Raw genomic sequence first — 13,148 nt, forward strand, 5'->3', positions numbered from 1 at the left:
TAAATACTTTTAGTGTCCAACAAATGATTTGACAAATGCATCATCGGCCTGTACTTCCTTTTTTTCGTCCAGGTGGCAATTTTTCCTGGTTATCAGGCCTCTTTTTGCTCAGTACAACAGGTATTAAGGATAATCTACACTACAGTCACGGTTCTTCAGACAGGTTTATGGAAGTAAGGTACAAATAAAATGAAATATTTATACCAGGAAGGTTTTTTTTTAAGCAGATATTAATCGGTATGCCGGAGTGATCATGAAGGTTAAAGTAGTTTAACTTCATTTATTATAGTAGTTGAACTTGCAGCAAAAGCGGATGAAATAGTTTTGTGTCCATAATTACTTACTTATGGAGATGACAAAACACCCGATATTCCGGCCGTTGCCATGGCCGGGGCACTCAATGAAAAACAGACTGGTTGTAGCGCCTATGTCGCGCATAAGTGCCACCGAAGAAGGACGGGCCACGGCAGAAATGGAAGCCTACTACACCGCTTTTGCGAAAGGTGGTTTCAGCATGATTATCACAGAAGGAAATTATACCGACGAAATAGCCAGCCGCGGTTATGCTCATCAGCCGGGGCTAACCAATGCAGCCCACGCCGATGCCTGGAAGCCGGTTGTGGCGCAGGTGAAAGCGCATGGAGCACTGATGATAGCGCAGTTGATGCATGCCGGCGCGCTGTCGCAATATTTCCAGCATACGATTGCTCCTTCGGCCATACAGCCGGTGGGCGTTAAAATGGCACAATACGGCGGCACAGGTGCTTTCCCTTTTCCCCGGGCCATGGGCGCAGATGATATCAACGCCGTTAAAACAGGTTTTGTAAATGCCGCGAAGATGGCAATGGACGCTGGCTTTGACGGGGTAGAGCTGCATGCGGCCAACGGTTACCTGCTCGACCAGTTTCTAACGCCGGAACTAAATGTCCGCCAGGATCAATATGGAGGCTCCACCAGCAACCGTTTCCGCCTTTCTGCTGAAATTATACAGGCAATCAGGGAGGTGGTGCCGGCACATTTTCTGGTAGGCATACGGTTGTCGGAAGGAAAGGTGAACGACCTCAAATACCGCTGGAAAGACGGTGCAGATATGGCCGTCGGGGTGTTGGGGGAAGTGAGAAAAGCAGCACCTGATTTTGTTCATATCGCCGTGCAAAGCGGGGAGTGGGAGCGGGACAGCTTTTACAGCGATGGCACTTCGTATGCCGCACTCGCCAAACAAATAACCGGCAGCGTGGTCATCGCCAACGGTGGCATGCACCAGCCGGCAAGGGCTGCCAGGGTGATTGAAGCATCCCATGCTGATTTGATCTCCATCGGAAAGGCTGCCCTGGCAGACCCGGCATGGCCCCTGCATATGCTGAACGGAACATCGCCCCTGGCTTTTCATCCTGATATGCTTTGGCCGGAAGCCACCATCTCTCACACCAATCAAATTATTACCTCCATTCACCCCGCTATATCATGAGAACACTTTTTTTAATGCTCGTCAGCTTATACAGCTTATGTGTATCAGCGCAATCAAAAAATTCATCTCACCAATTAAAAAACAATAAAATGAAAATCTCACAAATAAAAATCAATCCCGACCCGTATCAACCTTTTCGTCTCGCTCAGGGCTATCGCGCCGGTGATCTCCTGTTTATTTCCGGACAAACCGCCATCGACGACAGTGGCCAGTTAACAGGTATCGGTGATTTCGATAAGCAGGCCGATAAAGCGTTTGAGAACCTGGAGAAGGTGTTGAAAGCCGGCGGTTCCAGCCTTAAAAATGTAATAAAGGTGACCATCCTGCTGAAAGACATGGGCAACTTTAACAAGATCGTAGCGTTAAGGGGAAAATATTTTAAAGCGCCGTACCCGGCAGATACTATACTGGAGGTGTCTTCCCTTTATTCTCCTGACGCGCTGATCGAAATAGAGGCGGTGGCTGTGGCAGATGAAGCGGCGGAATGGAAACAGTAAAAAATAAAAAGCCTTCAGGCCTTAGACCTGAGGGCTTTTACCCGTTCAACATATAATCCAGTATCGGCGCGCATTTTTCCCTGCATGGCTTGTAATAGGCGCCATGTTGCCAGGTGGCCGATTTGGGAGACAAGCCCCACCAGAACTCCACCAGGGCCAGCGGTTCCATCTGGTGGCGAAAGGCGTGTTGCAGCAGTTTGGGGCCTGCGCATTCTCCGGCGCCTGCGGGCGGTTGTTTATAGCCGTGAGCAGTAAAGATGTCCACCATGTTTTTCAGATGGCCGGCCTTGTTGCTGAAGTTGAATTGCTCCAGGAGTCGTCGTTGCAGTCCGGTGGAATGTGCTTTGCGCAATGCTTTCAACTGAGTAATAGCAGGATGATGAAGGGTGGCGTCTTCTTCAGCGAGTGCGGCAATTTCACGATTGATTTCTGATAAACGGACCATGCCGGTATTCAGGAAACTGCCTGTTGTAAGCGCGTCAAATACCGGTCCCACGAACCTGTTGTGATGATTGCCATTGGCCAGTTTGCCGGAAAATGCCGACAGATAGCCCAGTGTTCCGCCCTGGTCCTGTACGATCAGTATACCGAACATTTTGCCAATAACGGCGCCATGGCCTTTGTCGTCCAGCCCGAAATTATGCATCCATTCATTTTGTCCGGCAAGATGTTGCTGAAGTTCTGCAACCGCTATTTCGCAAAGCGGATGAATGTCTTCATCCTGGTTAAAGGTGAGTGTTCCGGCCATCGACCTGGCGGCGCCCTGGTCCGCAAAGGGACAAAAGGCAGTGCCCGCTTGTTGTTCCTGTGCTGCTATAAAGGAGTGATCATCGTCTTCTACGTCGGTCATATATACGCTTGTGGCATAGTGCCAGCCTTGACAGGGTGGCTTAAAAAGACGCAAAGGTAAGCGACCGTGATCAAATTAAAAAGTACTTAAAAAGCGATTAAAATCGGCTTAAATGAGGATGTAAAGTAATGCAGCACACTGCTGCTGCACTACTAAGAAAATGGACGGTGGCCATTTCAAAATATTTTTTTTCAGTAATGAGAAAGCTGTAATATTGATAAGTAAACACGATAGAAACCCAAACGACGAGCCATAATCTTTAAGCAAATCTGAATAACCCGCTTTTAAAACCTGATACACTGGAGAACCCGTCTGTCCATTCATTCTAAACGTACATAGCAGAAAGTCCATGACGGTCTTGTTTGCCGGTGAGTAGCCAGGAATTTTCTGTTCGCTCATGTGCGTGTATGCTTTAACGTTAGTTGTCAAACACAACTATAGTGACATCTATTTTTCATGCAGAAACGATAGCTATCTAAAATCCAAAAACCCAAAATCTTAACCGATGAAGAATCAAGCAATTTTTTTTCTGATCTGCCTGTTGGCCGGTTCACTCATCACTTCGTGCCGGAAAGACAACAACCAGGGCAGCACTGACAAACCCAACATTTCCAACGATGTACTGGCGCAGATTAAAGCAAAAGGTTTCAGTACAAGCAACGTACACGCCGTAAAAGACGGCTATCTCGTGGAAGGAGATATTTTCCTTAGTTCCAAAGACCTCAGCCGGAAAGCCCAAAACACGAAAGTAAGGGTTGCCAAAACAGAACAGTATTCCACCAATAACCTGGTAGTGGCCCTGCCCCGCGTGATCACCGTGAAGGTGGTCAGCCTGGGAAGCGCGTTTGTACAAGGCACCGACCTGGCGATCCAACGTTACAACGCATTGGGACTGCGCATCCGGTTCCAGCGCATTACCAGCGGTAATGCTGATATCACCATCCAGGGCTTCTATGAAGGACCCAGTGGCGGTTATATTACTTTGGGTTCATCCGGTTTCCCCACCGATGCGGGAGACCCGTTTAACCTGATAGAAATGAATACCCACCCCTACGCGTACGGCAGCAACCCGAACGTACAGTACGTGGGCTCCGTGATCCAGCACGAAATCGGACATTGCATCGGTATGCGCCATACCGACTATATGGACCGTTCCTACAGCTGCGGCGGTGATCCGGTAGATGAAGGCGATGGCGGCGTAGGCGCGGTATACCTGCCCGGCACCCCCAGCGACCCTGATCCAAACTCCTGGATGCTGGCCTGCTCCAATGGCGGCAACCGCACTTTCAATTCCAATGACATCATTGCATTGAATTACCTCTATCGTTAATCCATCGCTTATCGGACATGCATGAAAAAAGGAGGGTTGCACCGCGGTTATTGTGCGGTGCAACCCTTTCCGTATTAAATTACAATGACAAAAACCAGATAACAAACAGGAATATACGATCACAAAACAGCCGTCAATCAACCTGTTAATGGCCGTTTTGTGATGTGCCATTATTTGGTGTTCATGCTGTTGATCAGCGAAACAAGCGTGCTGGCGCTGACAGGGGCCGGGTTGAAAGTTACGGTAGTGTAATTGGTGCCGGCAGCAGGCGCTCCGATCGTTACGGTTTTCTGTTCGGCATAAAACTGACCGCCGATAGAAGAGATAGCGAGGAAAGTGCCTTTCTGTCCTACAGGGATGGCGTTCTGATAGCTCAGGAAACCTTCAAAGCCTGCAGGGGGAGTGAAGATGGTATTGTAAAATTTGATGATGCTGTTCACACCGGTAGGTTTGAAATACAGCATAGAGGGCTCTTCTCCGCCAAAGCTGGTGCCGGTGGCCGGATTGTAGTTGGAGCTGAAATAGGCCAGTACGGTAGTTTTAGGGTTCGGAAGACTCATTAACTTGTCGCAGTTAGTCCATTTGATCAGGCTGTCCAGTCTGAAATTGAGGGTGCCATTGGTGCCGTCAAACAGGGCATAGGCGGAAGCTGGATTGGTCACCTGCTGCCAGTCTACGCCTTTGTTGGCGCTGATGGTGGTAGACAAGGTGATCAGCTGGTTCACATAGTTGTAACCGCTGGTAGTGATGGTAATGGAGGTGTCACCGTTCCACATCGGGATACGCTGGTCGCCTACTTTGGCAGGGGCCTGAACATTGATGGCGCTGTCTTTACGCAACCGCAGCGGCGTGCTGCCTTGCTGGGCGGAAACGAAAAATTCACCAAAAGACTCCAGCGGCGCGCCGGTGTTGGTGGCGGTAGGCCTGTCTGCGAAGATCATGCCGGCGGCATTGCTGATTTCTTTTACAGAGATCGTGATAGGGCCGGTAGCAGGGCTGCCGTCAGGCCTTACCAGGGAGTTGCGGGAAATGGTATATTTCCGGCCGCCTTTGGTGGTAAAGGTGGCGTTCTCCTGAAGGTCGACTGTATATGTTTCATACGCCGGCCCGTTGGCTCTCAAAAATGTGTGAAGTTTCAATCCGTCCGGATCAGGTGCCGCAGCTACATCTGCAGTGAGGTTTTTGGAAGCGTCAGAAGGACCGTTAACATCGTTTTTCAATTGTTTGGTACAGGCGCCAAACAGCAGGACTACGGCAATGCCGCCCGCAACGTAGAGGGAATTAATGCTCATAACTTTGTCTTGTGGGAATTTAAAAAATCGGGTTTCGAGTGATCAGTTGTTTTGCTAAAGATTGATAGGTTGAGCTATGAAGTTACCGTGCGTAACTGCTGTAATAATTCAGATTAAAAAATATTTTTATTTTATAGGAATGGTAGGGAGATGTTTGTCAGGCAATATATTTATATTCATCCTGTTAAAGGCTGTATAGCAGCAGTAAATTTTTATGAAAAAACTACTGATCGTACTGGGCGCGCCCAATGGCCCTCTTGGTGAGCTGTCGCAGATAGCGCAGGACAGACTGGCCTGTGCGCTTCGTTTTTATAACGCCAACAGTGATTGCTGGATTGTTTGCACCGGTGGCTTCGGTCAGCACTTTAATACAACAGACAAGCCTCACTTTTTTTATGCTGTAAAGTACCTGACAGACAACAACGTTCCGGCGTCTGCTTTTCTGGAATGTCCGCCTTCTTCCAATACGATAGAAGATTTTCAAATGACCAGAAGCCTGGTATGGGAAGAGCAGCCGGACGTCCTGGTGATCATCACCTCTGATTTTCATCTGGCAAGGGCCAGGGCCTTGTACACCAGGATCATCAACTACCCGAAGGTCATCTTCGTTCCTGCATCCTCTTCCTTACCGGAAGCGCAGCTGGCGCCGCTGGTGGAGCATGAGGCACGGGCATTGAAAAAGCTGCAGGAGAACACGCTATAATAGCGGTAGGGAAATCGTTAAATACAATAATCCGGGCGGAACTGCCCGGATTATTGTACGGATGTTGTCGTAGTTAATCTTTATAGGTCCCCACTTCGCACATGGCCGCAAACTGTTGGCCGTCATAGGAACTTTTCATATTCAGCTTGAAGTACCGGAAATGCTGTACAGCGGAAAGCACGATGTTTTGAGGATTGGTGGTTTGGGCCAGCGTGAAATCGCCCAGGGAAGCCCAGGTGGCGTTGTCGTTGCTGGTCAGTATCTCCACCACTTTTACCATTCTGCTGTCGCGCTGTTTAAAGGTAAACCGGTTTACATCCAGCGCCTGGCCCATATCGATGGTGATGTAATGGGGATAGGTGGCGGCGTTGGAAGACCAGCGGGAATGCCAGAACGAGCTGCCGGAACCGTCTATGATATTGATGGCGGCACCGTTTTCGCTGGCTGTCTCCTGTGAACTGAAGGCGATCACTGTCCAGGCGGTTTTATCGTATACCGGCTTATCGCCAAAGGTAATGACCGGTGTACCGTTGACGAAGCTATAGGCAGCCACGTAACTGGTGATGCTGCCGTTTTCATGGCAAAGCCGGATAGTAAATTCATAGTTGGTATTGCCCTTGTCCCTGAAGTCACTGACAGGCATGACTATACGGAAACTGTCAGTGCCGATAGGCTTGGAAGCGAAGGTAACGGAGTTATATCCGCCGTTGTCATTACCGGTATTACGGTTGTAATAGGCGATATCTTTCACCGGCTTGGTGGCGGAGAATTTGCCGGAAACAATAATGCTTGCCGCAGCGCTGTTGTATTCAGCATATACCTGTTTCACCTGGCAGCCGGGATCGGTGTACCAGTCGCCCCGGGTAACGTTGCTGAAAAGCTGCCCGTTGGCCAGTATAGCTGCATCTGCCGGAGAAAAATAGGTAGGCGCTTTTCCCAGGGTGCCGTTGCCATAGCCCATCAGCGTAGTGCCGTACAGGATATTTTGCGATTGTGCGCCACCGTTATGCGGCAGATTAATGCCATGTCCCATTTCATGGGCCATGCCGCCAATCCATTTGGTGGAAAATTTGTCATCCGGTTTTCCCAGGTTGATGGTGTCCAGACCGGTATAGTCCAGAGCGAAGCACCACCGGCCGATGCCATAGAACGGCCCGCCGCTGGGGTCTCCATTGGCGCCATACGAATAGGTGGGGATGATCACCATGATATGGTCGCTCTTTTTCTCTGTGGGGTGCGCGGCAAAATAAGCGTTCACCTCGCTCATCACTGCGCCGGAACCTCCATCATACGGATAACTGCTTTTGCCCAGCTGCCCGCGTATCAGCGATATTTTCAGCTGTCCGGTGCTGTCTGTCGGCAGTCCCAGTGTTTTGCCGGCATATCCCCACTGGTTCATCCATTTGGAGGTGAAGTTTTGCATGTACAGGAACACGCCGTTTAGCCTTGCCCGGTACCCCGGTACGGTATCCAGGTCGGAAGGAACGAAATACACGATGTTCAGCATATAAGTGCCATTGGCCACGCCGTTGGCTGATCCCAATTCAGTTTTAGCACCGGTTTTTTGCAAAAGGGCGGATTCCGGCTTTTTCTGGCAGCTGGTCATTGCCATCATCAGTACTGTGGTAACCACCAGGAGAGGAAAGATTTTGGTCATTGTTTACTGTTTTAAATGAAGAACTATGGTTTTGTCAGATAGTCTGTAACGTTAGTGGCTCACCGTGAGAAAATAACAGGCTGGCTCCCCGGGTAAAAACATAATGTGCTCCATGCAGCGGGTTTGGGTTGAGGAGGAAATGCTACGGTAACAAAGGCTTTCCACGATGGTGTTTCATTGTTCTCTCCAAATATAACAATTTTTTTTACGTTTAAAATAAATGCCGGAATCAAAACGGCGGGAAAAAAACAAGGGCGGCCTCCTTTCGGAGACCAGCCCTTTTATGACCGGCTCTATACTCTCAAGGGTGTATTAATAAAGGTCCCAGAAATGTCTGGCTGCTTTGCTGTCTTTACCGCCGATAGACTGAACGGCTTTGTCGTAGTTGCTTTTGTTCAGCTGTTGTTCGTCTACGGGGTAGGTCATGCGGGTAGGCACCACCGTTACCTCACGGTCGAGGGAGCCGTCCACGGGCGCTACGAACAGGTCCTGCCCGTTGGGCCGCTTAAAGTCGAGCCGCAGCCTTTCAAACCATCCTTCCAGTCCCTGCATGTACATGGCGATCCACTTCTGTGTGCCGATTACATTTTTCCACTGGCCGCCATTATACGGTACGCCTGCGATGTAGGGATCGATGTCAGCGGGGGCAACGCCGCGGTCTTCCAGGGAAGCCCTGATGCCTTTTTTATAGTGGTCTTCAGCGGAGCCGCTGATGATTTTCCTTTCCACGGCTTCTGCCAGGATAAATTCCACTTCGGCGTAGTCCATATAAACACCGGGCGCTTTGGCGTCCAGTACGGCGCTGCCGGGCAGTGAAATGGCGCTGTTGGGAATGGTTTCCCCGTTCTGCTGGTTTAGCCCGTACGCTTTACCGATATACCTGCCATTGTCTTTGGTGGGGGCGGCATATACAGGCAACCGGGGATCATTGACGTCCAGCATGTAGTCTACCAGCGTTTTGCACATGCAGAAATCGACACGGGACTTATAGGATTCATTCAGCGGGTTGTTGTTCGGCGGAGCTTCCACATATCTGAACAGGGCATTGTCTGCATTGGAGGTGAACACGCCGGAGGCAACGGCATCGTTGATGGCCTGGTTGACCAGCGTCTGCAAGGCAGGAACATCGCTTACCCTCATCGCTATACGAAGCCGCAGAGAGTTGGCGAAGCGTTTCCATTTATTGATGTCTCCATTGTAGATGATGTCTGTTTTGGCAGGAAATGACCCTTTGGAAGGGTCCAGTTTTGCGGCCTGTTCACCGAGTACTTTCAGCAGATCGGTGTAGATGGTGATGGCCTTGTCGTATGGACTGTTGGGCCGTTCCAGGCCGCCCAGGGATAATTTATAGGGAATGTCTTCATACACATCCACCAGCATATGATAGGTCCATACTTTCAGGATTTCCGCGATGGCTATCTGATTGGAAGAATACTCGAACGTTTTTTCTGTGTTGATTTTAATGATCTCGTTGAGATCTTTGAGGGAGCCGGCATACAGAATGTTCCAAAAGGTGTTGTTCTGGTTTTCACGGATCTGGTAGCGGCTTTCATTGGAATATGTAGTGGCGGACCAATACTGGGCGTAATGCATGCCGGTGCGTCCGTTGTTCCATTCGTTCCAGATATTGTCCATGGCTTTTTTCTCGGCGGAGACCAGCAGGTAGCCCGGATCGGTCGTTTTAGGATTGTTCGGGTCCTGGTTGATCTCATCAAACTTTTTGGTGCAGCTTGTCATCAGGAACATCAGTACCGACAAGAAGCATAGTTGCTTGAATATTGTTTTCATGACATGATTTTTAAAAGGAAACGGATAAGTTTACGCCGAAAGAGCGGACAGACGGAAGGGCTGCCGCTTCAATCCCCTGCACGTTGCCGGCGGATATGGCCAGGTTGGTGGGATCGAGATGCGGATTGTCGCTGCTGATCAGCCATACGTTCCTGGCGGACAATGACAGCCGGAGATGCTGTAGCCGCAGGGCCGACACGAATGATTTCTCAAAAGTGTATCCCAGGTTGATCTCCTTCAGGTAGAGGTAACCGGCGTCCCACATGTCCAGTTCCTGCTCCACATATCCGTTGTTGTTATTGAAGTGATCATACGCTGATATGACTTTGGTGTTCTTCTTCCCGTCTTCCGTGTAGCCGTCGGCGATAATACCGTTTTCCCGGATGCCGTTTTCAGCTGTTTCCGCCAGAAGTCCGGACTGACGGCCAAACATGGTGGTGGTGGAGAAATATTTGCCACCGACCTGGAAATCGAAGTTGACGCCCAGCGAAACACCTTTGTAACTGAATACGGAGGAGAAGCCGCCGGTGTAATCAGGCAACGCATTGCCCAGCACTGACTGGGTGGCGGCCCTGATGTAGAACCCGTCGGCGTCTACCAGCTTGTTGCCGTTGGCGTCCCGTTTAACGGCATAACCAACGATGGAGCCATATGTTTCCCCTTCACGGGCATTTACGGACACGGCAAAAGGCGCATTGGCCAGCAGCAGGTTGGTGACCCTGATACCTCTGGATGGGTCGTCGTACAACCTTTCAATCTTGTTCCTGTTACGGGCAATGTTAAAACCAAGGTCCCAGGTGAAGCCACTTTGTGTGCGTATAGGCGTTCCTGTTAATGCGAGTTCAAAACCTTTGTTCCGGATCAGGCCCGCATTGATGATCGCGGTGGTATATCCGGAAGAGGCGGATATGGTCAGCGGTATGATCTGGTCTTTTGATTTTTTGTCATAAACGCTGAAATCAACGCCCAGCCTGTTATGCAGGAACCGTAGTTCGAGGCCGGCTTCTACTTCCGTCGTGATTTCAGGCCTGATGTTCGCATTGTTCAGCTGGTCCGGTACTGTGATATTGGCGGTGGAACCAAAGTTCTCTTCTGCCAGATAGGCCAGCAAGGTGCTGTAGGGGACGGTACCTTTACCTACCTGCGCCCATCCGAGCCTTAGTTTACCGAAAGATAGCCAGCTGCTGTTTTTCAGTCCTCCTGCTTCAGAGAAGACAAATGATCCCGACACCGACGGGAAGAAGTAGGAGTTGTTGGCGGCGGGCAGGGTGCTGGACCATTCATTTCTGCCGGTCACATCGAGATACAACATGCCCTGATAACCCAGTGAGGCGCTGCCAAAGACAGCATTTTCGCGCAGTTTCTCTACATGGTCGTATGCGCGTGCCGGCTGCCGGGAGTTGGCGAGGTTGTACCAGCCGTCAATGTTTAACCCGTCTTTGCTCTCTCCGCCGGTGAATTTCAGGTAGTTCTCCCTTCTGTTGACGCCGGCAAAGGCAGTCAGGGAGAAATGGGTGCCGATGGACTTATTGAAGTTGATCCTTCCTTCGTAGTTGTTTTCTTTTACAAAACGGGTGGCTTCCGTGTAAGAAGGGATTCCCTGGGAACCTATGGCCACTCTTTCCTGCCGGCTGTCTGTATAGAAGTCGGTCATGAACTTAGCGGTGACGGACAGGTAGTCTGTCAGTTTGAAATTGAAGCCTGCATTGCCGAACACCCGGTCCCGCCGGTCTGTTTCATAGTTTTTATATCTTATCCAGTAGGGGTTGTCGGTATACCGGGGAGGCTGGTCGTCCCATGCGCCACGGTTCCAGGAGATCTGTGAGCCATCATACGCATAGGCGTAGTTTTTCATTTTGTTCATGTCCCAGTCGCGGTGACCGTATTCGGAGAAGCCCTGCATCACGTTCCTGCCGTGGTAACCGGTGCCGGGCCTGCCAAGTGCATTGGTGCCGGCATAGTTGACGCCTATAAAGGCTTCCAGCCGGTTGGAGATGGCATAGGTGCCGTTGAAGCTGAGAGAATTACGTTTAAGTTTAGAGTTGGGTAACACGAACTTCTGATCGAGGTTGGTGTAAGCCAGGCGGAAAGCGCCTTTTTCGTTACTACCGGAAACGGATACACTGTTGGTGAGCGTCAGGCCGGTTTCGAAAAAATCGCGGTTATTGTTGGGGTGCGGTTCCCATGGTGCAGACACGCCGAAATCCGGGTTTTGTTTGTTTGGGTCCCATGACCAGAAATGACGAACCAGTTTGCCATCCAGTTTGGGGCCCCATGACACGTCCGGTTCATAGTCCGGCACCAGATCGTACGGGCCTTTGCCGTCATTGTCGTCATAGGTGGCTTTGCCGTCTTTGAAGCCTTCCGGATGTTCTTTGACATACAGTTTGGTGAATTTATAACCACCACCGTATTCATTCTGGTATTTGGGCATGATGTATACTTTTTCCATCTGCGCACCAAAGTTGTAGGTGACGCCAATGCCGCTGGCGGCGTCGGTCTTTGACTTTTTGGTGGTGATGGCGATCACGCCATTGGAGCCACGGGTACCATACAATGCAGAGGCGGCGGCGCCTTTCAGGACGGACAACGATTCGATATCATTGGGATTGATGTCCTGTATGGCATTGCCATAGTCGTATCCACCGCGGCCACGTTCCATGTTGAGGCTGTTGGTAGGGTCGCTGCCGGTAAAGGAGCTGTTGTCCATTGGCACGCCATCTACCACGAACAACGGATTGTTGTTGCCAAAGATGGAATTGACGCCACGGATGGTGATCCTCGCAGATCCGCCCATGTTGCCGGAGGAACCTGTAACCTGTATGCCTGCTACTTTTCCGCTGAGTGAGTTAATGAAGTTGGCGTCTTTGGTCTGGGTAAGATCTGCACCTTTTACTTCCTGTACGGAATATCCGAGTGATTTCTTTTCCCTTTTTACGTTGAGCGCGGTCACTACCACTTCCTGCATGGTCTTGTCATCGGGCTGTAGGTCGATGTTGAAGCTGGTGGCGTCTCCTACAGGTATTTCTTTCAACACGTAGCCGATACTTCGGACTACCAGTACGGCGTCCCTGCCGGGCACGGATAGTTTGAAGTTTCCCTGTTGGTCTGTGATAGTGCCGGTGGTAGCGCCTTTGAGCTGAACGCTGGCAAATGGGACAGGTGCATTGTTGCCTGTCACCTTTCCGGTTACCTGCCGCTGCTGCGCAGGCAATAGGAGGGTGATCGCCATGAGAATGGCGATAAGACATAACGTCTTTTTCATGTGGTTTAGATTTGGTTGAAAAATATAGAGGGTCCGGTCATTATGCTTTGGTCATAATCGTCTTGGGTTTTCGTTAAAATAAAAAACAGGTTGTTGATCACGGTTTCATGTAGTGAGCCTCGTGCGTTGGATGAGCTTACTGCAGTTGGGTTTCATACGTTGCTACAGGGCAAAGGTTCATCTTTTTAAAGATAGTAAAACAGAGTGCTACAATCCATCACCGCGATGATAATTAAGAGATATTGCTGAAGAGCAGAAAGGAGGGAAGGGGAGGGAAGGAGTGCTGAGACGTCCTGCT

10 protein-coding genes are annotated in these 13,148 nt (G+C 50.2%); 4 read left to right on the forward strand and 6 right to left on the reverse strand.

Going from position 1 to position 13,148, the window contains the following annotated elements; translation table 11 throughout:
* Positions 1-346 precede the first annotated feature (346 nt).
* Entirely contained in the window at positions 347-1,468 is a 1,122-nt protein-coding gene (locus tag HGH92_RS26795) for an NADH:flavin oxidoreductase (protein WP_168873887.1), read from the forward strand.
* An 89-nt stretch (positions 1,469-1,557) separates the two neighbouring features.
* A complete protein-coding gene (locus HGH92_RS26800) occupies positions 1,558-1,965 on the forward strand; it encodes a RidA family protein (protein WP_168873888.1) in 408 nt (135 codons plus the stop codon).
* A gap of 37 nt (positions 1,966-2,002) precedes the next feature.
* Here HGH92_RS26800 and HGH92_RS26805 read toward each other — a convergent pair whose 3' ends face one another.
* Together HGH92_RS26805 and HGH92_RS26810 are read right to left on the reverse strand one after the other, a co-directional pair.
* A complete protein-coding gene (locus HGH92_RS26805) occupies positions 2,003-2,815 on the reverse strand; it encodes a pseudouridylate synthase (RefSeq protein ID WP_168873889.1) in 813 nt (270 codons plus the stop codon).
* A 108-nt stretch (positions 2,816-2,923) separates the two neighbouring features.
* Complete coding sequence (locus tag HGH92_RS26810) at positions 2,924-3,214, reverse strand: hypothetical protein (protein ID WP_168873890.1); 291 nt, start codon at positions 3,212-3,214, stop codon at positions 2,924-2,926.
* A 106-nt stretch (positions 3,215-3,320) separates the two neighbouring features.
* Between HGH92_RS26810 and HGH92_RS26815 the strand changes: the two genes are divergently transcribed.
* Positions 3,321-4,145 (forward strand): M57 family metalloprotease, encoded by an 825-nt coding sequence (locus HGH92_RS26815; RefSeq protein WP_168873891.1) that lies wholly within the window; start codon positions 3,321-3,323, stop codon positions 4,143-4,145.
* A gap of 170 nt (positions 4,146-4,315) precedes the next feature.
* On the opposite strand, the gene HGH92_RS26820 is transcribed toward HGH92_RS26815, so the two are convergent.
* Positions 4,316-5,437, reverse strand: a complete 1,122-nt coding sequence (locus HGH92_RS26820) for a hypothetical protein (protein WP_168873892.1) — start codon at positions 5,435-5,437, stop codon at positions 4,316-4,318.
* Between the two features lie 214 nt (positions 5,438-5,651).
* On the opposite strand from HGH92_RS26820, the gene HGH92_RS26825 reads away from it, so the two are divergent.
* Positions 5,652-6,140 (forward strand): YdcF family protein, encoded by a 489-nt coding sequence (locus tag HGH92_RS26825; protein WP_168873893.1) that lies wholly within the window; start codon positions 5,652-5,654, stop codon positions 6,138-6,140.
* A 73-nt stretch (positions 6,141-6,213) separates the two neighbouring features.
* Here HGH92_RS26825 and HGH92_RS26830 read toward each other — a convergent pair whose 3' ends face one another.
* The 3 genes from HGH92_RS26830 to HGH92_RS26840 all read right to left on the reverse strand — a co-directional run bounded on the left by HGH92_RS26830 (position 6,214) and on the right by HGH92_RS26840 (position 12,850).
* Positions 6,214-7,797, reverse strand: coding sequence for a discoidin domain-containing protein (locus tag HGH92_RS26830; protein WP_168873894.1), 1,584 nt, complete (start codon positions 7,795-7,797; stop codon positions 6,214-6,216).
* Positions 7,798-8,109: 312 nt separating this feature from the next.
* On the reverse strand, positions 8,110-9,585 hold the full coding sequence (locus HGH92_RS26835) for a SusD/RagB family nutrient-binding outer membrane lipoprotein (protein WP_168873895.1): 1,476 nt from the start codon (positions 9,583-9,585) through the stop codon (positions 8,110-8,112).
* A gap of 10 nt (positions 9,586-9,595) precedes the next feature.
* The gene (locus HGH92_RS26840; protein ID WP_168873896.1) at positions 9,596-12,850 is read right to left on the reverse strand and encodes a SusC/RagA family TonB-linked outer membrane protein; all 3,255 of its coding nucleotides are present in this window, start codon (positions 12,848-12,850) and stop codon (positions 9,596-9,598) included.
* Between the last annotated feature and the right edge of the window lie 298 nt (positions 12,851-13,148).

This window comes from Chitinophaga varians (assembly GCF_012641275.1).
GTDB lineage: Bacteria > Bacteroidota > Bacteroidia > Chitinophagales > Chitinophagaceae > Chitinophaga > Chitinophaga varians_A.